Source organism: Actinophytocola sp. NPDC049390 (genome assembly GCF_044466355.1).
GTDB lineage: Bacteria > Actinomycetota > Actinomycetes > Mycobacteriales > Pseudonocardiaceae > Actinophytocola.
The window spans coordinates 1-22,292 of the sequence record NZ_JBITMQ010000034.1 but is presented as its reverse complement, the minus strand read 5'-3'; the positions used below and the strand labels follow the sequence as shown (position 1 = coordinate 22,292).

Sequence of the window (22,292 nt, the reverse complement as noted above, 5' to 3'; positions counted from 1 at the left end):
CTCACATACCGGTACCCGTCCCTGGCGGACTCACGCACCCTCGGGTCGATGTCCCGCCACGTCCCAGCCGCGTCGCGGTACCGGGTCGGTTCCGGCGTCACCTCCGCCTGAAACGACCCATCCGACATCACGAACACCCGCGACGACGCCGAACCCCGCTCCGGCACCTCCCGCACCCGCCGCGGCGGCTCCTTCGGCTTACCCACCCGAACCTGAGGCGTCGACGCGGTCCCCGGTTCCGCGGACGCCACCGCAGGTCCCGAGAACAAACCTCCCAGCCACTGCCACACCGACGACGCGCCCGGCCACTGTCCACTCGAGAACGGCTGCCCCACCGGCGAACCGACAAACACGAACGCCACAACCACGATCAGCAAAACGGCACGCGAAAACGCGCCGCGCGAACGCGACGAAAACATGTGAGACCCCCAGGTCCGGCCACTACGGCGAGGTCAACCATCAACCAACAAGCAAGCGGTTCCGAAAATGAGCAAACCCCACACCCACACGGCCCGGAACCCGCCAAACAGCCCAACTCGAAAGTCGGTTCCCCGCCGCCGAACAGACCAACTCACCCACACAGACCAGCCAACCCGAGCCGAATTAGCACGCACGCGAATCCCTTACGACCAAACGAGTGAGAGGCGCGCAACCACGCCGCCATTCCTGTCACTAATGGACCCATCGCGGAAACGATCGTGAAGTCCACACACCACAGCTCACGGGGCCATTGAAAGGGACGAATCCAATCAAGGACAGAAAACAGCTCCACCGTCTATGGCGCCCACAACATCACAAGCGTCACATCGACGATCCAGCCCGGGAACGGACTGCCGTCATAGAACTCGGTACCGAAATGGTGCCGGAGACCCGGGTGAAGTGCGGCCCGTCGGTGAACCCGGCGCTGCAGGCGGCGGCCGTCAGCGTCTGTCCGTCCGCCACCAGCCGGATCGCGTGCTGCACACGCGACCAGCGCACGTCAGGCCGCAGCGGGATCCCACGTGTGCGCTGAACAGGTGCGCAAGGCGGCACGGGCAGAGGTGGACCGCGGCAGCGACGGCGCCCACGCGCACCAGCCGTCGGCCAGGAGCGTGGGGAACACGGCCACCGCCCGCTCCACGGCCGGGTGGATGGGCGGCCCGCACGGCCGGAGAACGGTCAGCCGCCCACGCCCGGAGACGTTCAGCCCGCTCGCTACGCGCGCCGTCGGGGCGGTCCGAGGACAGCGACGACGGGGACGACTGGGACTACGAGGACGACGACTACGCGGACGAGAGGGGGCGGTCCTGATGGCCTCCCGCACACGCAAGACCCGCGGCAACCCGGCCGCCCCGGCGGCCTCGTCGGCGGCTGCCGCGTTCACCCCCGACGCCCTATCGGTGGCCGCGCGGCACCTGGAGGTCGGCGGCGAGTGGGTCGCCAGCTTCGCCGTGGTCGGTTTCCCGCGTGAGGTGCACCCCGGATGGCTCGCGCCGCTGCTGACCTACCCCGGTCGCCTGGACGTCTCGGTGCACATCGAGTCGATCGACCCCGCCACCGCCGCGTCGCGGCTGAAGAAGCAGCTCGCGAAGTTGGAGGCCGGGCGGCGGCACACCGCCGAGCACGGCCGCCTGTTCGGCCCCCAGGTCGAAGCCGCCACCGAGGACGCCTACGACCTCAGTTCCAGGGTGGCCCGCGGGGAGGGGAAGCTGTTTCGGGTCGGCCTGTACCTGACGATCCACGCCGCCTCAGAGAAGGTCCTCGCGGATGAGGTGGCCGCGCTGTGGTCGCTGTGCGCCTCGCTGTTGCTGGACGCCAAGCACACCACCTATCGGTCGTTGCAGGGGTGGGTGTCGACGCTGCCGATGGGCCTGGATCTCATCGGGATGCGCCGCACGTTCGACACCTCGGCGTTGGCGGCGGCGTTCCCGTTCACCAGCCCCGACCTACCCGCCCCCGACCCCACCTCGGTCGCGGCACCATCCGGGGTGCTCTACGGCTACAACGTCGGCTCCCAAGGCTTGGTGCACTGGGACCGGTTCGACGACGGGATGCACAACCACAACTCGGTGATCCTCGGCCGCTCCGGCGCGGGCAAGTCCTACCTGGTCAAGCTGGAGCTGCTGCGCAGCCTGTACCGGGGCATCGAGATCGCGGTCGTCGACCCCGAGGACGAGTACGCCCGCCTGGCCGCTGCGGTGGGCGGCACCTACGTTCACCTCGGCGCGCGCGGCGTGCGCCTCAACCCTTCGACCTGCCGATCCACACCCGCGCCGACGGCCGCCGCACCGCCCCGAAGGACGCGCTCGTGCGGCGCAGCTTGTTCCTGCACACAGTCATCGCCGTCCTCGTCGGCGGCGAGCTGGAGGCGGCAGAGCGGGCGGCGTTGGACCGGGCGATCGCCGCGACCTACCAGAGCGTCGGGATCACCGCCGACGCTCGCACGTGGACCCGGCCGTCCCCGACGCTGCGGGTCTTGCGCGACCAGCTCGCGATCGCCGGGCAGGCCGGCGACCGGGCCGCGGGCGAACTCGCCGCTCGGTTGCAACCGTTCGTCGAGGGCGCGTTCAAGCAACTGTTCGACGGCCCCAGCAGCGTCAACCCCGAAGGCCACCTCGTCGTGTTCAGCCTCCGCGACCTGCCCAACGAACTCAAGGGCATCGGCACCCTACTCACGTTGGACGCGGTGTGGCGGCGGGTGTCCAACCCGGCCATCCGCCGCCCACGCCTGGTCGTGGTCGACGAGGGATGGCTGCTGATGAAGGAGCCCTCCGGCGCCGAGTTCCTGTTCCGCATGGCCAAGGCGTCCCGCAAGCACTGGGCCGGGTTGACCGTGGCGACCCAGGACACCGCCGACGTCCTCGGCAACGACCTGGGCAAGGCCGTCGTGGCCAACGCGGCCACCCAGATCCTGCTGCGCCAGGCGTCGCAAGCCATCGACGAGATCACGCAGACCTTCGACCTCTCCGCCGGGGAGCGCGCGTTCCTGCTGTCGGCCGACCGTGGTCAGGGCCTGCTGTCGACGGGTACGCAGCGGGTGGCGTTTCAGAGCATCGCCTCACCGACCGAGCACTACCTGGTCACCACTGACCCGAAGTTCCTCGCAACGCTTCAGGATTCCGGAACGAACTCCGGGTGGGTCGAGCTGTCATGAAGGTACTCCGGTTCCGATGTTCGCAATACTCACGTATACACGGCAAGGTCTCCGGCGGCGATTGTCTGGCGCGGTCGTGCTGGCCGGACGAGGTGTGTCCGTCACGCCGGCCAGGTCCGGCGAAGCCGACCGATCAGTTTGTCAGGGTTGAGTGCCTGGTCAATTTGGAACAGGTAACCGACCGGCGATTCCCGGATAGTCGTTCGGCGTTGCCGGCGCCACTGGGCTGGTGCGGTGACTATGCAGGCTGCCAGCGCGGCGGGTCCGGTGATTTCTGGGGACAGTCCGATGGTTTCGGCTGTCATCGCGGCCAGGGGCGGCAGGGCCACCGACTTCACGTTGACCAGAGCGCGCGTCGATTCCAGGCCGACGCTGCGCAGCCGCTCGCGCAACTGCGTGAGCTGGCTGGTCACGCTGTGCTGCACCTCAGTGCGCAGGTACTCCTGGAAAACAGCAAGGTCGCGAATGTCCTGGAGTTCAGAGAGTCGTTGGGTTTGCTGGGTCACATACTCGCGGAAGGTGTCCAGTTCGGCGCCAAAACGCGAGCGAACCTGGATGATCTTTTCGATCGGCACTTGCTCGAGGTTGGCCGGTATCACGGTCTCGAACGCCAGGAGCACGAACGCATCCAGCAGGTCACGTGGGGAGCCAGTGGCGTCGGTGTCAGAGGATGGCCTGTCGATCAACACCTGGACGAGCCGATCCAGGGTCCAGCCCGAGACGGCGGAGTGAGGCAGCGGTTGATCGGTCACCGGATGCAGGTGATTCTCGATCGCGATGCGTTCGATCAGAGCACAGGTATAGGCGGATGCCAGATCCGGGTGCATCCCCACCCATGTTCCACCCCAACCCTCGTCGATGATGGCCAGTCTGGCGTCTACAGCGGCTTCGATCATGTTGGGAGTGAGCTTGTCGGCATGGATGTATCCCAGCCGCCGATCCAGCATGGCTTTGCCGAAGCTGGTGAGGCCAAGGTGGCGGTCGGCAACGATTTTCCAGAGGCCGATCCGGTCAAGCCCAAAACGATCACGCAACTCCTGCGAGTGTGCATTGATCAAATCGAGAAACGGCAGTCCAACCTGCTCCGCTGCCCATCGCGGAGGCCATATGTTGATCAACCAATTTGCTTCGTTGTGCAGCGCTCTCGCAACCGGCGAGTCAAATGTCCGGTAGCGGTACGGGCGTAGCCTGGCCATCTTGGGCCAGTACAACGAAGCGTACTTCAACCATGTGTCGTCGCGGACGTGGATGTACGGGTAGTACAACGCGATCGGATCCACGATGCCCCCTGCGTCAGCGTGACGTTCAGCCAGCGTAGCAACGTCGATTGGAACTCCGGCGGCCCACAGCTCCGCGTTTGGGCTCACTTGTCGGCCGTGACCGGGACACTGGTAGCGCTGAGGCGGTCGACAGTGATGGTGTAGCAGTAGGCGCCGGCGACGGAGAGCCCGAAGAGATCGCAGATGACGCGGATGTTGCCTGGCGCTGGCGTGGGCTTCGTTGAGGACGCGGTCCTGCCGGACGGTCCGGTTGCGCTGCAACGAATCCCGCCACAAACCGAACAGAAGCTCGATCTCCCCTGACGAGCGTCGGGAACTTCCTGTAAGCAACCCTGCCGAACTCGGCGCCCACCACGACGCGGCGACACCCGGCGGGTCGGTCAACGAGGCAAGGCCACGTTCGTCGACCTGGGCTTCGACGGGGACGAGTTCGGCTCCAGCGACGACGTCCAAGTCACCTCGACGCCGCCTGACCGCCGCGCACACGAACACCTCATACGCACCCCGCCTGTGAAGGGATTCGTTCATGCTGCCCCGCGCACTGACGTGGGTATCGCCTGCTCTCGACCAGCCACCGGCAACACCCCCCTCCTCGCCACCGCGCCCACGCACTCGGCGGCCCGTGTTGCCGCCGGGTGGCTGGAGGACTACCTGCGCGATCCCGGCGGCGCACTGCTCGCGCTGCTCGCCCGGCGGCGTGACCTTGCCCTGGACTGGGGTCCGATCGCAGCCCCGGTCCTGGCGGTGCTCGTCACCGGGATCGTGCTCGGCCGACGGTGGTGGGGCCGACGCTGCCACGAGCTGCTGCTGGCGGATGCCCGTCAGGTCACCGTGCTCGCCCCGCCCACGGTGGATGCTGCGGGCGGTGCCGCGTTGTGGTCGAACCTGGTCGGCTTGCTGCGGCCCGGCTGGCGGCGGGCGTTCACCGGCCAGCCGCACGTGGCGTGCGAGTACGTGTTCTCCGAGGCAACGCACGGCGCTGCCCATCCCGACCGGCAATCCACCCGGCGACCCCAGCCAGCACAGTGCTGTCCATTATGGACGAAATCTGCGCCGGCACGCCCTGCGATCTGCCACTCAACCATCTACGACACCCAGGAGGTGATCCCGCATGTCCACGTCCGCCAAGGTCGCCGCCGGCGCGGCCGCCGTGATGCTGCTGCTCCCCGTGCTGCTGACCGCAGCCGCGGGGCGGTGTGATCAGCGCCGTCTTCGGCAGCGGCACCAGCACCCCCAGCCAGACCGCACTGGCTGACATCCCCGCCGACTACCTCACCCTCTACCAGCAAGCCGCCCGGCTCTGTCCCGGACTGGACTGGTCCATCCTCGCCGCCATCGGCAAGATCGAGAGCGATCACGGCCGATCGAAGCTGCCCGGGGTGACCAGCGGGGAAACGCCTACGGGGCCGGCGGACAAATGCAGGTACTGCAGCCCACCTGGGACGGTATCCTCGCCCGCCACCAGATCCCACCCGGCGGCGCCACCCCACCCTCGCGCCACAACCCACACGACGCCATCCACGCCGCGGCGTTCCTCCTCTGCGACAACGGCGCCCGCGACGGACGCGACCTGCGCGGCGCCATCTGGAACTACAACCACGCGGACTGGTACGTCAACCAGGTCCTTGCCCAAACCGACGAATACCACGCCGCTACGCCCACCGGGACGCCCGGCCAACTCAGGACTGAGTGGCCGCCCGAGCAGGCCACCGTGCCCGACCCCACCAGCACCGGGCATATCACCCCACGCACCCTGGCTCTCGTGCAGACCCTGCAATCGACCGGAATGACCGGCGAGGGTATCGGCTGCTACGCCCAACGGCCCGCCAACCCCAGTTCCGACCACCCGCAGAGTCGTGCCTGTGACATCATGTTCAACCCCCACGACCAGAAGGCTGTCGCCGAGGGCTGGGCGATCAGCAACTGCCTCATCGCCAACCAAACCACCCTCGGGGTGCGGTACCTGATCTGGCAAGGCCAATACTGGTCAGCAAACACGCCCATCTGGGCGACCTACCGATCCAGCGCCTACGGCTGCCCCAACCCAGCCAACATCACCGAATGCCACTATGACCACGTGCACATATCGATGTATTCATAATGCCGTGCGCGTTGGACTGGCCAACACGGGGTCATCAGGAACGACTCAACCCCTTCAGATTGTCGGGATTCCTGGCGCGAAGGATGCGGTCCGCCTCGTCGGCTAGCTCGCATACTCTGACATGGTCCTCCCAGCTGCGCCGTGAACAGTCGAGCAGATCTCGAGAAGCGATGCAGGCCTTTTCGGCGACGATGTTGAACTCGCGTTTGATGGACAGCGCCGGGTCCAAACTGGATACTCTCAGATTGCGGTCGCGTCGCCGACCGGGCTGTTCATACGTGGCGAGCAGGCGGGCGAGCAGCAATCGAGCCTCGACAAGGTCGGCTATGAGATCCTCCGGGCGGATCTCGCCGCCGATCCACCCCTCGAATGGTTCGCCTGTCACGGCATCAGCCACACTTTGGCGCCCGCGTTCGGTTGGGTCGAGATATTCGAAGAAATCTACGGATGAACGCGCGGCACTGATCGCTTGTTTTCCTTTGCGATTCTTCTCCCACAGGATGGCCTCGCGGTAGTAAAGAAGTCCCATGAGGACTGTGTACCCGCGGTTGTCTGGATCGGCCTTGCGTATGTCACGGAGGATTCGAATTGCGATCGAGTTTTCGGCAAACGCTGTCCGATAGTTACCGGCCGCTTCGTGTGAAGCACAGGACTCGAGATGCGCTTGTACCTCGAGGCGCTGGTCTCGGGATGTCGCATGAGTCGTGCTTTCTGAGTCCCGGCTTCTGCTGGTACTGGCCGAGAGTACGTCGGCAGAACTCAATCGCCATGCTGGGGATGGCAACTCGGGTGTGAGGAGTCGGCGCGCCTGGCTTACCTGGTCACGCACGCGGCCGAGATCATCCCGATCATAAGCGAGGCCGACCTGGATCAGTTCGCTGAAGGTCTCGATCGCGTTCCGGCCAAGCCGTTCAACGCTTTCGGCTGCTGCCCCCTGGTGTCGGGCGAGCAAGAGGGCGAGAAAGCTGCGTGCGTTGGCGGCGTCGCCGATACGCTCCTCGAACGGCACGACCGCGTGGTCACCGTGTTCCGCCCGGAACTGTCGCACTTTCGGCGCAACGAGATCGGGAGTCCCGCGAGTGGGATCCACATCGGTGTACAGATGGTCGGCGATCTGAGCGGCAACGACTGCCTGTTCCCACTCGTTGAGCTGGGCCAGAATCCCAGCCTGCTCGTAGTACAGACCGGCCAACGTCGGCCGATCTGTCAAGCCGTACAAGGCGTCGAATCGGGCGACCCGCTCCATCATGCCGATCGCGTGGCGATTGTGGGTCAACGCCTTGCGGTAGTTCCTGGCTTCGATGAGCGATCTGGACTTCTTGATCGCCCGGTTGATTCTCCCCGCGCCCGCCATCAGCGATCACCGATCCAACTCACGGAGGTGGTTCTTGGCAGCGTCGTACTGGTCCGTCACCCTAGCGACATCGGACTGCCCGAAATGATGTCCAGCTCGGACGAGGGCCTGATAGGTCTGTACCGCTGCCGAGCCGTGCCGGTGCACCGCCTCGACCGCTGATCTGCCGTCGTACTTGGCCAACAGCCGAGCAAACCGCGCACGAGCGTCGGCAGCCTGCGCCATGAGTGTTTCCACCTCCTGGCTGTCCGACCGAAACTCCCGGAGCAAGGGCGCGACCGCCGAGGGATCTCCGTGGCTGGGGTCGAAGTCCTCATACAGCTCGTTGGCGGTACGAGCGGCAGCGAGCGAGTCGTCGCCTTCGCCGAGCCCATCCAAGATGGTCGCGCGGTTGTACAGCAGCCCGGCCAGGACAAGCCGGTGATACAGCCCATCAGGCTCATGTCGCATCAACCGGTCGATGCAGTCTTCCGCCCGCCTGCTGTGGATCATCGCCGTTGCCAGCGCCCCCGCTTCGGCGCAGGCGATTGACTGCCGAATTTCACTCGACGCGCGGTGGCGGTCCTTCTCGATCCCACGACGTCCGAACACAGGCCCCCCAAACCTCGGCGCGTACCGCTGACACAGGGCGTCTCATCTGCCACAAATATGGCATGACGTCTCAGGAAGTGCCTACTCGTCGCCCCGCCGTGGCTCCGCTCACCAACAAAGCGATCGCAGTCACCGGCGTTGCGCTGCTCATCGTCGCCGTGGCTACCGGGATCACGCTGCCCTGGCTGTTCGGCGGTAGTGCGCCGGCCGATCGCGGACGGCTCGAAGCCATCAGGGTGGCCGGCACACTCGTCGTTGGCGCCGGTGGCGTGGTCGCCCTGTGGCTCGCGGCGCGGCGGCAGCGGTCCACCGAACTCGAGCTCAGCCGACAGTACGAGGCCGACCGAGTTAGCGAACTCGACGCAGTCGAGCGGAGGATCACCGAGCTCTACACCAAGGCGGCCGACCAACTCGGCAGCGACAAGGCACCAGTGCGGCTCGCGGGACTGTACGCACTGGAAAGGGTGGGCAGCGGCGCCGCCGATCAACGGCCGACAATCGCCAACGTCATCTGCGCCTACCTCCGCATGCCCTACACCCCACCAGCCGAGGATGACTCAACTGACGACGAGATGTATCAGGAGCGGATTCAGGAACGACAGGTACGGCTGACAGCGCAACGCATCCTGCACCGCAGGCTGACCGCGACCATCAGCTCGGAGAGCCAGGACAGCCAGCGGTGGTCCGGGCTCACCATCGACCTGACCAGCGCCGAACTACGCGGCATCCAACTCGAACGAACCGATCTCAGCGACGCCGCGTTCGCCGACGCGAAGCTGAGCAAGGCGACCTTCACCTCCGCTAAGCTCGACCACACGAACTTCGCCAGGGCTGACCTCAGCCAGGCCAACCTCGGTTCCGCGCAGTCGATCCGTGCCGACTTCACCGGTGCCAACCTCACCGACGCCGTGCTCACCGGAGCCAAGCTGCGTGAAGCCAGCCTGCGCAATGCCCGGCTGACCGGCGCTGACCTATCGGGTGCCGACCTCACCGGTGCGATGCTCGATGGGGCGGACGTTGGATCGGTACAATTCTCCGAGGGAACCCGATGGCCCACCAGCGACCTCCGCAAGGACGCACTGTCCGGTGCCACACAGGAAGGCTCCAGCTATCGGACACGCTCCGACTGGCGCCCGGGAACAGGTTACTGATCATCACCCACTTGCCTGACCTGCTGCGATGACAAACACAGCGGTGTAACGAGCGGACCAATGCAGTTCCCCAGCCCACCTTCGACCGCGTCACTGCCCGCTACCCCTCTCTCCCGGCGGGTGCATCCTCCCATCCCCTGGGACAAGCAAGCCGAGGACGAGCTGGACGACCCGCGTTCACTCGCCCTGCCGGACTGGCACACGCTGACCCGGCTCGCTGACGCGCTGGTCGCCAACTCCTCCGGCGAGTACCAAGGCTGGGGTGACGTGGTGCTGTTCGCAGCCTGCACGGCAGCCCGTATCGGTGAGGTGTCCGGCTGCCGGGTGAAGGACATCAACACGGACGAGTGGACGTGGACTGTTCGACGCCAGACCACCCCCTCCCCCGGCGGCCTGGTCGACAAGGGCACGAAAGGCAAGCGCGCTCGCACCGTGCCGCTGATCGAGGAGATTCGGGAGCTGGTTCAGCAACGGATAGCGGCCGTGAACCGGGACCCGGACGCACGGCTGTTCGTCGGGCCTCGCGGCGGCCGGATCACCACGGCCGTACTCCGAGACGTCACCGGTTGGGATGACGTCGTGGGCAAGCTCGGGTATGAGCACCTACGGCGGCACGACCTGCGGCACACCGGCCTCACGTGGATGGCCGACGCGGGCGTGCCGGTGCACCACCTACGCAAGATCGCTGGGCACGGATCGCTGACCACGACACAGCGCTACCTGCACCCGGACCGCCAGTCCGTCACCGACGCCGGAGACCTGCTGTCCAAGCACCTGCGGGCACCCCGCCGCGCGAACCTGCGAGCTGTATAGCAGCAGCGCACATCGAGTAATGACGTAGACACGCAGTCTGCCTTGTTACGGAGGTCTCTGCCAGGACGATGAGTTGCCTATATCAACAGGAATCGAGGGGCGCAGTGATGAAGGAACTGGAAGGACGAGCGGGACCCACGGCTGATCGCATAGTGGCCGCGTCAGGAGCTGTCGGTGTCGGCGTCGTCGCCACGCTGTTGCTCGGACCCATACTCGGGCCGCTGGTCGGTGCGGTTAGCGGCCCTTTGATGGAAGAGGCTTCGAACGCACTACGGGCAGTCGTGGAGCGACGGGCAACCCGAGTGCAACTCGCGATTGATGTGGCGACACAACAGGGGCAGATTGACGAAACGGAGCTAGTGCATCGCTCTCTCATGGACGACCGCCGACTTGAGCTGCTGACAAAAGCTCTCGAGGGTGCCGCGACAAGCGACGACCGTCGCAAGATCCGCGCTCTCGGCGCAGCGTTGGCCAAAGGCGTCCTCGCCGAAACCGACGAACAACTGAATGAACAGGTCAAGATCATCACGGCGCTGGCAGCCATGGACCAGGTAGATGTCCTCGTGCTCGATCAATTGTGCTCGATCGAGTCAGCGATCAAACGCCCCAACCCCGGGCGGAAGATCACGCCCCTGACTGACCTCGTCCCGGCCGCAACTCCGATCATCGACTCGGTAGTGGCACGGCTGCAGAACCTCGGCGTAATCAGCGACGAGACGCACGGAATGGGGTTCGGAAGCAGGTGGTACGCCACAGAGTTCGGTCGCCTCTGCATCCAAGCCCTTCGTGCCATCGAGGACGACGCTCCCTCGCGGTCGGCGAACAAGTCGAGCCCGACCGAGCCATGAACGGTCAGCGGTCCCCAAATGGTCCCCAGAGGATCATGGAAACGATCTTGGCGATGATCCACTCCGGAGAACAACAGAAGCCCTCTGAGCTGACGAAACAACCAGTTCAGAGGGCTTCTGTCCGACCGTCGGGCTGACAGGATTTGAACCTGCGACCCCTTGACCCCCAGCGTCGTTATCGAAATTCCCTGGCCTGCAGAAATAGAGAAACCCCTGCACAAAACAGGACGATTCAGATTCGTTGAAGGGAGTTTGCCCCACACCCAGCATAGTGAACTCTCCCGATTTTCTCCTTCTCCTTCATCCACCGTCGACCGCCCGAGCCGCACCAAGCACCGCCATACGATTGCTGGAGGCATGCGGAGCAACCCCATGTGGCGACAACAAGCGCACCGGCGTTGCATCCGCCGTCGGAACCTTGCGTCGTTCTCGTGGTACCGCGTGCGCCACTCATCGAAACGACAGATCTGCCGCGGTGTGCCGCGGGCACGGTCAGCATTACACTCCAGCTAGCTAGCGGTGATCGGCGTCGCCGCTCACCGCGAGGACTATCGACGGGTGGCCGTGTCACCGGGAGCCGGAGGCGACGGCCACCTGCGAGGCGGTTGTCGATGCCCTTGTTGATGTGCCTGGCGGATCACGATCTGCAGGCGTCCAGCCGGTTCGCGGCCTGTGTTTCGGCCCGGGCACCGCACGCGGACATCCGGCACTCCCCGCTCGGGCACTTCGACCTCTACACCGGACAGGCATTCGAGCACCCCGCCGTCCACGGCGTCCAGCGACTGGACATCGCACGGATCGTGCGGGGAACGGTCCCTATGACGGGCTGAGGAACGCCAGGATGTCCCGCGCGACCCGGCGGTTCTGGACACCCATGTGTCCCTTGCCAGGGTAGATCAGGGTCGCGCCGTGCGGGATGAGTTCGCCCGTCCGCTCGAGCAGTTCGCGGCCATAACAGGCGTCCCGGCCGCCACCCACGACGAGGGTGGGCACGGTGATGTCGGCCAGGCGGTCGTGAAGGTCGAGGACGTCCTCGGCTTCGACCGTGGCCAGCAGGTCGGTGTCCCCGCGGCCGAGGAAGACCGGCCCCAGGAGCCAGCCCACCACCCGCATGACGCGACGGGTCGTGGCGTGCGCGCCGATGATGGCCATCATCGCGGCCGACGCGCGCCGGGCCCGGCCCGCACGCAACGCCGCCGCGGTCTCGCGCTGGCAGGTGCGGCCGAACGGACCGAGCCGGTAGGCGGCGGAGACGATGACCAGGCGGCGCACCAGCTCGGGGTAGTCGGCGGCCAGTTGCAGGGCGACGCTACCGCCGGTGGACACCCCGACCACGTCGACGGGCGCACCGAACCGGTCCCGCAGGGCGGTGGCGTAGTCACCGGCGATGTCGGCCATCGGCGTGCCCGCCGACAGGCCGGGGCGCCGGTTGAGCCACCACACCTCCCGACCGTGGGCGAGCAGCGCACACTGCCCGCGCTGGAATCGCCGGTCCATGCCCCGGGGTGGGCGATGATGGGCGGTCAGGCCGGGCAGGAACACCAGTGGCCGCCCGGCGCCGACCCGCAGGCACGACATGCCGCCGGCCAACATGCTCTCTTCCATCGACGGGCACCTCCCGCGCATCAGGTTCGGAGCAACCTGGCACGCCCCCGGCTCCACCGGCCTGACGTGGTCAGATCAGCACCCGCTCCTCGTCCCTCGGCACGACCGCGTTCCACCCGTGCTTGTCCCGAAGCTGGTCGGCGAGGACGTGCGCGGCGTCGGCTTCGCCGTGCACGAGGTAGGCGGTGGCCGGGGCGGGTGCCGCGGTCGCCCAGTCGACCAGCTCACTGGCGTCCGCGTGCGCGCTGAACGCGTCCAGCGACACGACGTCCGCGCGCACCGGTACGTACCGCCCGTGGATCTTGACCTCGGTGGCCCCGTTCACGAGGGTGCGGGCGCGCGTGCCCGCGGCCGCGTAGCCCACGATCACGACCGTGTTCCGCCGGTCGGGCAGCAGGGACTCGAGATGGTGCAGGACCCGCCCGCCAGTGGCCATCCCGGACGCGGAGATGATGATCGACGGCAGCCGGGGGTGGTTCGCGGTCATCGACTCCGCCACGGTGTGCAGTTCCGCGAGGGTCCCCGGGTCGAACGGGTCGGCCGCCAGCCCGAGCTCCGGCCGCACCTCGGGCCAGTGCCCTGCGATCGCGTCGCGGTACACGTCCAGCGACGCCAGCGCCATCGGGCTGTCGACGAGCACCGGCAGCGCCGGGATCGCGCCAGAACGCATCAGCTTGACCAACTCCAGCAGGATCACCTCGGTGCGATCGACCGCGAACGCGGGGATCAGCACGCTTCCGCCGCGGGCCGTCGTGCGCCGGATCGTCTCGGCGAACAGCGCCACGGCATCCTCCTCGTCGTGCCGCTCCCGCCTGCCGTAGGTCGATTCGAGCAGCAGCACGTCGCATTCGGGCCGTGGGTCGGGCGGCAGCAGTACCTGGTGGCCGGGACGGCCGAGGTCCCCACTGGTCACCAGCGTTCGCCCGCCGATCGCCAGCCGCACCCACGCCGAACCGAGGATGTGCCCGGCACGACCGAACTCCGCCGTCACACCGTCCGCAACCGGCACCGCCTGTCCGAAGCCGACGGTGTGCAGCAGCGCCGACGCGTGAGCGGCGTCTTGCTCGTCGTACAGCGGCAGCGCGGGGTGGTGCTTGCTCCAGCCGTGCCTGTTGGCGTGCGCTGCCTCCTCCACCATCAGGTGCGCGCTGTCGGCGAGCACGATCGACGCCAGCTTCGCGGTCCCCTCAGTCGCGTAGACAGGTCCGCGCCACCCTGCCCGGACCAGCACAGGTAGGTACCCGCAGTGGTCCAGGTGCGCGTGTGTCAGCACCACGGCGGACAGCCGTTCGACGTCGAGTGGCGGCGGTCGCCAGTTCCTGCGGCGCAGCGGGGCCAGCCCCTGGAACAGTCCGCAGTCGACCAGAACCTCGGCGGCATCACCGGCGACGAGGTACTTGCTGCCGGTCACGGTGCCCACACCGCCCAGGAACCGCAGCGATGGCCCGTTCATGAGTCGTCCCCAAGCGAGGCCGCGCACACGACCGCGGACATCGGGCCGGCGCCCGCCAGGTTGTAAGCGAGGAGACGGTAGCAGCGTCGACCTGCCGCGTAGTCGATGTAGGTGAACGACGACGAGATGTCAGGCCCGCTGAGAAGACCGCTGTCGGGACGGTAGGTGTGCCCGGCCGAGTAGATGTTGACGACCTCGGACGCAGCGCTGGTGCGGCCGGTGGTGATGTCGAGGTCCGCCACGATCCGTGGGTTGCGGCCGTCGGCGTGGGTGCGCAGGATGCGGTAACCGGTCGCCCGCCGGACCGCCTGCCAGTCGACCTGCACCTCCCCCGACCCGGCACCAGCGTGCGCATTGGCCGTGACCGCACCGGGAACCGGCGAGATGGCCGTCGTCGTCTTCGGTGGCGTCGTCGTCCGTGGCACGGTAGTGGTCGTCGTCGTGGATGGCGCCGTGGTGGTGGTCGTGGTCGTCGGCGGCACCAACGTCATGGTGCGGGTCGTCGTGGTCGTTGTTGTCGCCGGAGCGGCTGTCTCGTCATCGTCACCGCTCCACAGGAGGAGGCCGGCTACGAGGAGCCCGACCGCGAGCACTCCTGCCAGCGCCCACAACCACGGTGTCCGTTGTCTTCGGGTCATATCTCACGGTGATCCCGCTCCGACCAACCCGGACAGGGACTTTCGGTGGACCGAACGCGGCGAACGTCCCGCCTGCCAGGGTCTGATGTCGGCGTACGGGACGGGGGCGGATCATTCTGGTGCCGTACTACTGCGCGGTCGCAAGGGGTCGAGGTCACCGTCGGTGAGGACGGCACCAACCAGGTCTTCGGCATCGCCCCGACCGTCAGGACATACCTGACCATCCCGCGACGCCGACGGCCAGTGAACACCGTGGAACGACGAATGGCAGCGGACCTGACGGCCGGAAGCGGTACGCGCGGGCTTGCTGTCCGACGGGTCCGGGCTCCCTTCACCCGCGGTGGGCGATCGTGTCGCGGAGCGCTCCCAGTGCGGTGAAGCGCGGTGCCCAGCCCAGATCGCGCCGTGCCTTGGTCACGTCCATGATCGCGGGATGGCCGACGGCCTCGACCCACTGGACGGCGGGAGGGATGAACGGCGCACCGAGCAGCCAGGCAAGGATCCGCGCGGCGGACCGGACCGGGCCACTCGGCACGGGCAGCGGGACCATGCCGAGCTCGCGCACCACGTCCACCGTGGACAGCACGCCCTTCCCGCGATGTTGTACGCCGGGCGGCCCAGCGCCCACCACGCAGAGCAGGAGGGCCTGCCCGACGTCCTGTTCGTGAACGAGCTGTAGCGGAAACTCCGGAACGGGAACCGGCAGCGGGAAGCGGCTGACGGCGCCAGCGACCCGCCGGGCGCACGGGCTACCCCTCGGTCATGCCCGACCGCGTTGTCGCGGTGGAACCCGTACGCGGCCACCGAGGACGCGTAGACGAACCGCCGCACGCCGGCGGCAACCGCGGCGCGGAACGCGTTCACCGTGCCCTCCACGTTGATGCGCCGGATGGTCTCCACAGACGCGTTGCCCGACACCAGGAAAGCCAGGTGGACCACGACGTCGGCCGCACGGAACGTGTCGGCCAGCGCGGCCGGGTCGCGCACGTCGCCCTGCCGGTAGGTCATCTTCGACCAGCCACGCGCGGCGGGGTCGAACGGCCGGCGGGCGACGCCGACGACCCGGACGATCCGGTCGTCGGCCTCCAGCCGCGGCACGAGTCCGGAGCCCAACGTTCCCGTGGGGCCGTCACCGCGACCGTCCGGTCGTGCTCAGCGGAAGCCACACCGCCCATCGTGCCGTTTCGGGCGGCGGGGGTGCTCCACCTGGTCGGCGGCGGGCACGCAAGAGGGCCGGAAGTCTCCGGTCGAGACGCCGTTCGGCTGGTTTCCGGTGACCAACGTCGGTGGTGACGCGCCAGGACGGGCCGAAATCTGGGTACATGTCCAGACTTCCCGCTTTGGCGGCCCTGGTCGCGTTGCTCGCCGTCGTCGTGGCGTGCGGGACCGCGGAAACCGGCCGCCCCGCCGCGACCAAAACCAGCACGACGTCGTCCACGCCGTCCACGTTGTCCACGCCCACCACCACGACCGGGCCGACGACCAGTACGCCGAGCCCCGCCCCGCCGACCACCCACACCACGACACCACAGGTGCGGTGGCCGACGCACGACGTGTCGCGACCGTTCCGCGGCGCCGTGCCACCGGTGCCGACGGTGACCGCGATCCGGATCGGCACCCACCCGGAAGGTGGCTACGACCGCATCGCGGTGGAGCTCGACGCGCAAACCGGCTACCAGGCCGGCTACCGGCCCACGGTCGTCCGCGACGGGTCCGGCCTTCCCGTCCAGCTCAACGGCCGGGCATTCCTCCAGGTCGTCCTCACCCCGGCACAGGCGCACGACGACGCCGGCCGCACCACGACGCCGACGAATCCGGTGACGGTGTACTACCCCTCGCTGAAGGCCTACGTAGTCAACGGTGACTTCGAAGGCTACGTCTCCATCGCACTCGGTCTAGCCGGGAAGGACGGCTTCCGGGTCGGCACCTACCGCATGGCCAACGGGCACCAGGTCGTCTACGTCGACGTCCGGCAGCCATAGCCGTCACACCCACGCCCGCGGGGAAGCCCACCGCCCTCCCCTCCCACCGCGCGGTGGGAGGGGAGGGCGGTGGGCGGCACCGGGGACGGTCGGCGCGCGGTCAGTCGCGCACCGACGGGACGACGGGAGAGTCCGGTGACGGCGCCACGTCCCCGGCCGCCGTCGCGGTCGCGGTGCCTGCCCCGGTGTCCTCCCTGCTGCCGACGCCGCTCTCCGGTGGTCGCAACGCCGAGCCCGGATCGCGGGTGCGCAGCCAACTGGCGGTGACCGCGACGGTGAGGAGGGCGGCGACCACGGCGAGCGAGAACCACGTGGGGATCTTGTACAGGTCCAGCAGCAGTATCTTCACACCGACCCACACCAGCACCAGTGCCAGGCCGAGCTTGAGGTAGGCGAAGCGGTGCATCAGGTCGGCGAGCAGGAAGTACATGGCGCGCAGGCCGAGGATCGCGAACGCGTTGGAGGTGAACACCAGGTACGGCTGCTGGGTGATCGCGAAGATGGCGGGGATGGAGTCGACCGCGAACACGATGTCGGTGACTTCGACCATCACCAGCACCGCCAGCAGCGGCGTTGCCACCCAGCGCCCGGCACGTCTGATCCAGAACTTCTGGCCGTGGTAGGTGTCGGTGACCAGGATCAACCTGCGGAAGGCGCGCAGCACGACGCTGCGTTCGGGGTCGATGGTCTCGTTGCGATGCATCGCCATGCGGACACCGGTGGCCACCAGGAACGCGCCGAACACGTACAGGATCCAGGCGAAGCTCGCGATGAGCACCGAGCCGGCGGCGATGAACACCGCACGGAACACCAGTGCGCCGAGCACCCCGTAGAACAGCACCCGGTGCTGGTACTCCCTCGGCACGGCGAAGTAGCCGAAGATGATCGCGAAGACGAACACGTTGTCCACCGCGAGAGACTTCTCGATCACGTAGCCCGCGAAGTACTGGGCGGCGAACTCCGCACCCCAGGCCCACCACACGATCGCACCGAACCCGACTCCGAGCGCGACCCACACGCCGGACCAGACAGCGGCCTCACGCATTCCGACGACGTGCGCACGACGGTGCGCGAACAGGTCGATGGCGAGCATCACGAGGATCACCGCGAGCACCGCGGCCCACGCCCACAGCGGAACAGTCACTTCCACACCTCCGGTCCAGTCAGGTGAACCGGAGGTCTCCCCGACCACTCCGCGACGTGCGTTGTGGCGCCGGGACCGGGCAGCTGTGCTGCCGTAGTGACGGTCTCCGGCGAGGTGGGTACTCCCCTCCGCACCACCAGAATGACGAAGTACAGTTCGTCTGTCAACCCAGCCCGACGAAGTGTCACGGAAGCGGAGACGCCTGGTGGTCAGCGGAAGAGGCGGCGCGTGGACGTTCTTGAGCAACCACGCTCACGTCCTGCTGTGCCTGGCCGCGGACCCGGACCAGACCCTGCCCGTGATCGCCGAGCAGGTCGGTATCACGACCCGCGCGGTCCAGCTCATCCTCAGTGACCTCGTCGAGGGCGGGTACGTCGAGCGCACCAAGGTCGGCCGCCGCAACCACTACCGCGTCAACCCCGATGGTCACCTGCGCCACCCGCTGGAAGCACACCACCACGTGGCGGACCTCATCGACGCTCTCGGGCTCCGGCAGGCAGGCGGTTCGGAGTAGTCCGGTCCAAGGGCACGACGACCCCACCGAGCGCGGCACAGGTCACTGGCACCAAGGGACCTCTGCCGGTCTCCACGTGCGGGCCCGGAACGCGGGCTGAGCGATGACGACCGCCCACGCCGCTGGGTTCCTGGATCGCCGAGAGCTTCGGCGACCGGACCGCGGTCGTCGACGTGAGCTTTCACGTGGCACCCGGTGAAACCTACGGACTGCTCGGTCCCAACGGTGCGGGCAAGACGACCACGATCAGGCTTGTGTGTGGCTTGCTGCGAGCCGACGCGGGCGCCGTGACCATCGCCGGTCACCAGGTCGGCCCGACCACCGCGACCGCGCTCCAGGCGAAGGCCCTCGTCGGGTACGTGCCCCCGTGCTGACCGGCCAGGCGGTGTGGGCGGCCGTCGAGGCGGCGGTCGCGGAACACGCTGCCGTCGTGCAGGCCGCCGGGTTCGCGGCCGACCACGCCGGTGGCACCGTCGGCTCACACCTGCCCGTGGCGGAACAGGTCCGCACCGGCCTGCCCCAGGTCATGGTCGAGACCGAGGCGGTGAACGCCGACAGTGACTTCCTGCCGCTCGGGTTCAGTTACAGCGGCCCGACGATGCTGGTGCTGTTCGTGTTCATCAATGCGCTGGCCGGCGGAGCGGCCATGATCCAGACTCGAAGACTCGGCATCTACGACCGGGCGCTCGCCGCGCCGATTCACGCGCGCGACGTCGTGCTCGGCGAGACGTTGCTGTACATCGCACTCGCGCTGCTGCAGTCCGTGCTGATCGTCGTCGTGGGCGCCGCACTGTTCGACGTCGACTGGGGCGACCCGCTCGCGGCGGCCGCACTGATCACGGTGTGGGCGTTGGTCGGGACAGGTGCGGGAATGCTCAGCGGCACCGTGTTCCGCGCCTCGGAGCAGGCAGTCGGTTACCTCACCCCGCACTCGTGGGCGATCGACGGCTGGACCGAGGTCCTGTCGAACCGAGGCGGTCTCACCGACATCGGCGGCCCGCTCGCGATCCTCGCCGGGTTCGCCGTGGCGCTGCTCGTGCTCGCATCGCTGCGCCTGCGTCGCTCCCTGGCGTCATAGCACCGTGCGGCTCGGGCTCAAAGCCCTACATCCGCTCCGGCCAGGACCTTCAGCCGCGCCACCCGAGGACGGAGTCACCGCCTCGTCCGCATCGTTGGTCATCGTGCGAGCGGGCCGTCCGCCGCTGCCGTCGGCCACGGCGATCTGACTTGCATGGGTGCAGGAGACGTGTACGACGATCGAGGAGGCGTCATGACCGAGGAGACGCCGTGGCGCGTCGAGGTCCGTGTCGACGACATCACAGCCGGGGAGCGAACCCGCGCCTGGACGCGACTGCGCACTCCCGACGGCACAACCTTCGTCGGCGTCGGTGAGGCAGGCCACGGCCCGATGGGTACCGGGGACATGGCGGCGGTCTCACACGCTTTGTCCGACCTGACTCGCCAGTTGTCACCGGCGGCACCCTCCCGAGATCGACACTCGACGCTACGACACGCGTTGGCCGAGCTCGCCGGCTATCTCGGCGGCGGCCTGATGTTCGGCGGAGCGGCGCTGCTCGTGGCCACCTCCTGGGCGGATCTGACACGCCCCGGCCGGATCGCGCTGCTGACCGCCGTCACCGTGGTGTTTCTGAGCGCTGGGCTGCTGGTCAGCGGCAGGCCGCTGCCCCGACGGTCCATGACCGGCGGCCGGTCCCGACTGGCCGCGGTGCTGCTCGGCCTCGGTGCAGGCACTTCCGCGTTGACTGCCGGCTCGATCGCAGACACGGAGAAGGGCTTCTGGGCCGCTGTCGCCGGGTTCGTCGTGGCGACGCTGGGTTACCTGGTCGTGCGGTCTGTGATCGGAATTCTGGCTGCGGCGGTGTTCAGCGGAATGGCCGTCGGCATGTTCGTCGGCGAAGTGCTGGACGCAAGCACGCTGGCGCTCGGCTTGGCGCTCGTGGCGGTGGGGCTCGCCTGGAACGTGCTCGACGCGTCAGGTTCGCTCACACCACGCGGCGCGGGTTTCGCGGTGGGCGCGGCGGTCGCACTGGTCGGTGCACAACAACCCCTCGGCGAACCCGGTGGCGCGGCCTGGGCCTACAGCCTGACGTTCGTCGTCGCCCTGGTCTGGCTCACCGGCAACCTCTGGCACCGCTCCCCCGTGCTGCTCGTCGCCGGGATCGTCGGGCTCACCATCGCCATCCCCCAGGCGATCTGGGACTGGACCGATGGTGCCGTCGGTGGCGCGCTGATCGCGCTCATCGCTGGTGCCGTCCTGCTCATCGCGAGTGGGTTCGGCCTGCGGATCGGCGGGCCGCGGTGGCACCGCAACCGGCAGAACCCAGCCGCGAGTCGGGCGCACCACGGGATCATTCCCGGCGGCCGCCGATGAGAACCAGGACGCCGTGAGCAGGCCCAGGCGGGTACGCGGGTTCTCGGCAACCAGGCCAGGTCCCGCCCGCCGCCCGCGCGGCCCTTGCGAAGGGCGACAGCGTGGCCGACGGGACGGTGCCCGCCCTTCCTATGTCCATTATGACCGGATGAGTTCTCCCAAACTGGCCAGGACTTTCGACTCTGTCCCTGCGGCGATGACGTATTTAGCTTCGCGTGTGTGGGGCGTGTCCGGTTTCCGGGACTCTGCCCACCCCGGGCGCCACACGCGGAGCATGAACCCGTGTTCTCCGTTCGGGTTCTGGTTCGTACCAGGACCCGAACGGCCCATCCACACCCCTGGTGCACCGATCGCCCGCTGCCGGTAACGGTTCGGTGATTCAACGCTACGTAAAGAACTGCGTGGTGTGGCGGGGAGGGGTATGGCGTGGCGTGATCGCGGCCGCGTTCGAAGCGCGGCTGTGAAGAACCCGGCGGTACGTGGTGGCGCGGCGGTGTTGGCCGGCACCTCGGCCATCGCCCTGCACGCGTCCCGCTTCGGGAACTGGATCGTCGACGACGCGGCCATCACCTTCGCATACGTGCGCAGCTTCGCGGCCGGAGAGGGGCCGGTCCTGCAGCCCGGTGCCGAACCGGTGGAGGCGTACTCGAATCCCACATGGCTCGCGCTGCTGTGGCTCGGCCGGCTCGTCGGGTTGTTCGACCGGGGCACGATCTTCGGGATACCCGACCAGGTCGTGTACCCGAAAGCACTGGCGCTGCTGTGCTGCGCCGGCATTCTCGTCGCCTGTCACTGGGCCGCTCGTGTGGTGTCCAGCCGGCCCGCACTGGTCACGCTCGTGACCGGGCTGGGGGTCGCGGCCGTTCCGTCATTCGTGATCTGGTGCTTCTCCGGCCTGGAGAACGCGTTGTTCGCCTTGTTCGTCGCGGTGCTCGCGGCCACGCTGTGCCGGGCGGCGGTCGCCGAGCGGCTCAGCTCGCCCCGGGTCGCGGTTGCCGCCGGGCTGTTGGCCGCGGGCGCCGCGCTGACGCGACCGGACGGCGCCGCCTACGCCGTCGCGCTGCCGTTGGTCGTCGCGGTATGGCTGCCGCCAGGGCGGGCCGTGCGGCAGACGCTGTTGTCGCTGGGTGTGTTCGCCGTTCCCTACGGCGCGTACGTTCTCTGGCGCTTCCTGACGTTCGGGCGCCTGCTGTCCGCACCGGCCATCGCGAAGGGGCAGGAACCGCCGACCGCGGCGACGCTGATGCGCGTCGGCGAAGTGGTCACGTACGGGGGCGCACTGGTGGCGCTCAT

Annotated in this window: 19 protein-coding genes and 3 pseudogenes; 13 read left to right on the top strand and 9 right to left on the bottom strand. The window is 67.9% G+C overall.

Annotated features, from left to right (window positions below):
• A partial coding sequence (locus ACIBVP_RS45255; protein WP_396112756.1) for a hypothetical protein occupies window positions 1-206 on the bottom strand: 206 nt, incomplete at its 3' end.
• Window positions 207-1,289: 1,083 nt separating this feature from the next.
• Here ACIBVP_RS45255 and ACIBVP_RS45250 point away from each other — a divergent pair.
• Window positions 1,290-3,133 (top strand): annotated as a pseudogene (locus ACIBVP_RS45250) (VirB4 family type IV secretion system protein).
• 101 nt (window positions 3,134-3,234) lie between these two features.
• Here the strand turns inward: ACIBVP_RS45250 and ACIBVP_RS45245 are convergent.
• On the bottom strand, window positions 3,235-4,413 hold the full coding sequence (locus tag ACIBVP_RS45245) for a DUF6236 family protein (RefSeq protein ID WP_396112755.1): 1,179 nt from the start codon (window positions 4,411-4,413) through the stop codon (window positions 3,235-3,237).
• Between the two features lie 510 nt (window positions 4,414-4,923).
• Between ACIBVP_RS45245 and ACIBVP_RS45240 the strand changes: the two genes are divergently transcribed.
• Both ACIBVP_RS45240 and ACIBVP_RS45235 read left to right on the top strand, forming a co-directional pair.
• Complete coding sequence (locus ACIBVP_RS45240; RefSeq protein WP_396112754.1) at window positions 4,924-5,613, top strand: hypothetical protein; 690 nt, start codon at window positions 4,924-4,926, stop codon at window positions 5,611-5,613.
• Window positions 5,614-5,830: 217 nt separating this feature from the next.
• Window positions 5,831-6,514, top strand: coding sequence for a hypothetical protein (locus ACIBVP_RS45235; RefSeq protein ID WP_396112753.1), 684 nt, complete (start codon window positions 5,831-5,833; stop codon window positions 6,512-6,514).
• A gap of 34 nt (window positions 6,515-6,548) precedes the next feature.
• On the opposite strand, the gene ACIBVP_RS45230 is transcribed toward ACIBVP_RS45235, so the two are convergent.
• Together ACIBVP_RS45230 and ACIBVP_RS45225 are read right to left on the bottom strand one after the other, a co-directional pair.
• Window positions 6,549-7,868, bottom strand: a complete 1,320-nt coding sequence (locus ACIBVP_RS45230; protein WP_396112752.1) for a hypothetical protein — start codon at window positions 7,866-7,868, stop codon at window positions 6,549-6,551.
• 6 nt (window positions 7,869-7,874) lie between these two features.
• On the bottom strand, window positions 7,875-8,459 hold the full coding sequence (locus ACIBVP_RS45225) for a hypothetical protein (protein WP_396112751.1): 585 nt from the start codon (window positions 8,457-8,459) through the stop codon (window positions 7,875-7,877).
• A gap of 62 nt (window positions 8,460-8,521) precedes the next feature.
• Between ACIBVP_RS45225 and ACIBVP_RS45220 the strand changes: the two genes are divergently transcribed.
• The 4 genes from ACIBVP_RS45220 (at window position 8,522) to ACIBVP_RS45205 (ending at window position 12,101) form a co-directional block, all read left to right on the top strand.
• Window positions 8,522-9,610: a pentapeptide repeat-containing protein gene (locus tag ACIBVP_RS45220; RefSeq protein ID WP_396112750.1), complete on the top strand. Its 1,089-nt coding sequence runs from the start codon at window positions 8,522-8,524 to the stop codon at window positions 9,608-9,610.
• Window positions 9,611-9,730: 120 nt separating this feature from the next.
• Window positions 9,731-10,423: a tyrosine-type recombinase/integrase gene (locus tag ACIBVP_RS45215; protein WP_396112749.1), complete on the top strand. Its 693-nt coding sequence runs from the start codon at window positions 9,731-9,733 to the stop codon at window positions 10,421-10,423.
• 107 nt (window positions 10,424-10,530) lie between these two features.
• Complete coding sequence (locus ACIBVP_RS45210) at window positions 10,531-11,271, top strand: hypothetical protein (protein ID WP_396112748.1); 741 nt, start codon at window positions 10,531-10,533, stop codon at window positions 11,269-11,271.
• 611 nt (window positions 11,272-11,882) lie between these two features.
• A complete protein-coding gene (locus tag ACIBVP_RS45205; RefSeq protein WP_396112747.1) occupies window positions 11,883-12,101 on the top strand; it encodes a hypothetical protein in 219 nt (72 codons plus the stop codon).
• Here ACIBVP_RS45205 and ACIBVP_RS45200 read toward each other — a convergent pair.
• The 4 genes and pseudogenes from ACIBVP_RS45200 to ACIBVP_RS45185 all read right to left on the bottom strand — a co-directional run.
• Window positions 12,088-12,876: an alpha/beta fold hydrolase gene (locus tag ACIBVP_RS45200; RefSeq protein WP_396112746.1), complete on the bottom strand. Its 789-nt coding sequence runs from the start codon at window positions 12,874-12,876 to the stop codon at window positions 12,088-12,090. The two genes, ACIBVP_RS45205 and ACIBVP_RS45200, sit on opposite strands and share 14 nt — an antisense overlap.
• 70 nt (window positions 12,877-12,946) lie before the next feature.
• Window positions 12,947-14,329: an MBL fold metallo-hydrolase RNA specificity domain-containing protein gene (locus ACIBVP_RS45195; protein ID WP_396112745.1), complete on the bottom strand. Its 1,383-nt coding sequence runs from the start codon at window positions 14,327-14,329 to the stop codon at window positions 12,947-12,949.
• Window positions 14,326-14,820 carry a hypothetical protein gene (locus ACIBVP_RS45190; RefSeq protein ID WP_396112744.1) on the bottom strand — a complete coding sequence of 165 codons (495 nt, stop codon included), beginning with the start codon at window positions 14,818-14,820 and terminating at the stop codon, window positions 14,326-14,328. Before ACIBVP_RS45190 ends, ACIBVP_RS45195 begins: the two co-directional genes overlap by 4 nt.
• A gap of 561 nt (window positions 14,821-15,381) precedes the next feature.
• Window positions 15,382-16,083, bottom strand: a pseudogene (locus tag ACIBVP_RS45185) (NAD-dependent epimerase/dehydratase family protein); the annotation flags it as partial.
• 206 nt (window positions 16,084-16,289) lie between these two features.
• Here ACIBVP_RS45185 and ACIBVP_RS45180 point away from each other — a divergent pair.
• Window positions 16,290-16,949, top strand: coding sequence for a hypothetical protein (locus ACIBVP_RS45180; protein WP_396112743.1), 660 nt, complete (start codon window positions 16,290-16,292; stop codon window positions 16,947-16,949).
• Window positions 16,950-17,049: 100 nt separating this feature from the next.
• On the opposite strand, the gene ACIBVP_RS45175 is transcribed toward ACIBVP_RS45180, so the two are convergent.
• Complete coding sequence (locus tag ACIBVP_RS45175) at window positions 17,050-18,093, bottom strand: TerC family protein (protein ID WP_396112742.1); 1,044 nt, start codon at window positions 18,091-18,093, stop codon at window positions 17,050-17,052.
• A gap of 205 nt (window positions 18,094-18,298) precedes the next feature.
• On the opposite strand from ACIBVP_RS45175, the gene ACIBVP_RS45170 reads away from it, so the two are divergent.
• The 5 genes and pseudogenes from ACIBVP_RS45170 to ACIBVP_RS45150 form a co-directional block, all read left to right on the top strand.
• Window positions 18,299-18,607, top strand: coding sequence for a helix-turn-helix transcriptional regulator (locus ACIBVP_RS45170; protein WP_396112741.1), 309 nt, complete (start codon window positions 18,299-18,301; stop codon window positions 18,605-18,607).
• Window positions 18,608-18,780: 173 nt separating this feature from the next.
• On the top strand, window positions 18,781-18,981 hold the full coding sequence (locus tag ACIBVP_RS45165; protein WP_396112740.1) for an ATP-binding cassette domain-containing protein: 201 nt from the start codon (window positions 18,781-18,783) through the stop codon (window positions 18,979-18,981).
• Complete coding sequence (locus tag ACIBVP_RS45160; protein WP_396112739.1) at window positions 18,975-19,685, top strand: ABC transporter permease; 711 nt, start codon at window positions 18,975-18,977, stop codon at window positions 19,683-19,685. The genes ACIBVP_RS45165 and ACIBVP_RS45160 overlap by 7 nt, the downstream gene beginning before the upstream one ends.
• 192 nt (window positions 19,686-19,877) lie before the next feature.
• Window positions 19,878-20,999 carry a dsRBD fold-containing protein gene (locus tag ACIBVP_RS45155; protein ID WP_396112738.1) on the top strand — a complete coding sequence of 374 codons (1,122 nt, stop codon included), beginning with the start codon at window positions 19,878-19,880 and terminating at the stop codon, window positions 20,997-20,999.
• A gap of 421 nt (window positions 21,000-21,420) precedes the next feature.
• Window positions 21,421-22,292: pseudogene (locus ACIBVP_RS45150) on the top strand (hypothetical protein); the annotation flags it as partial.